This window comes from Pauljensenia sp. UMB9872 (assembly GCF_030212665.1).
Lineage (GTDB): Bacteria > Actinomycetota > Actinomycetes > Actinomycetales > Actinomycetaceae > Pauljensenia > Pauljensenia turicensis_B.
This window is the reverse complement of record NZ_JASOER010000042.1, coordinates 1-841: the sequence shown is the minus strand read 5'-3', so window position 1 is coordinate 841 and position 841 is coordinate 1. Positions and strand designations below refer to the sequence as shown.

General features: G+C 54.1%; 1 protein-coding gene. It reads right to left on the bottom strand.

The window, feature by feature from the left end; all coding sequences use genetic code 11:
- Positions 1-20 precede the first annotated feature (20 nt).
- Positions 21-841: IS256 family transposase (locus QP109_RS09215; RefSeq protein WP_285024436.1), on the bottom strand; the 821-nt coding region annotated here is incomplete at its 5' end.

Genomic DNA, 841 nt, shown 5'->3' with positions numbered 1-841 from the left:
TTTGTGTGTGGGGGCTTGGTTTATAAATACTGAGCGAATCGGTTGGGGTATGCCACAGTTAGTTGGTTGATGGCTTGTTTCCAGCCGTTGGCTTTCGCTCCTTCAATATAGCCGTTGCATTCAATATCGCGCTTGGCTTTCTTCGCGCGTTGGGCAGCGCGTTTGTCTTCGATGTTGCAAATCATTAGCCACAATGTTTTCAGCGCGGCCCTGTCGTTAGGGAATTGGCCCCTGTTGCGAGTGGCTTTACGTAGTTCAGCGTTGAGCGACTCGATCGAGTTGGTGGTGTAGAGCACCTTGCGTGCTGCTGGCGGGAACTGCAGGAACGGTATGAACCGCTCCCACGCATCACGCCAGACCTTGACTGACTGCGGGTATTTCTGCCCGAGTTCACAGGCTTCGAAAGCATCGAGTGCGGCACGCGCGGTTTCCTCATTCGACGCGGTGTAGACCTTACGTAGCGCGCTCGAGACAGGTTTGCGGTCTTGGTAGGACACCCACCGGTTCGCAGCTCGGATCAAGTGGACAATACAGGTTTGCACCATCGAGCTTGGCCAAGTCGCCTCTACCGCTTCAGGTAGGCCTTTAAGACCATCACAGCAGACAATGAACACATCCTCAACACCTCGGTTAGCCAAATCAGCGCAGACTGACGCCCAAAATGCGGCTCCTTCATTGTCAGCAATCCACAGTCCCAGAATGTGTTTGATGCCGTCCATGTCTACGCCTACAGCCATGTAGCAGGCTTTGTTAACCACACGGTTGCCGTCGCGTATCTTGACGCGCATCGCGTCAAGGAAGATCACCGGATAGAACTGCTCTAGCTGGCGGTTTTGCCAGA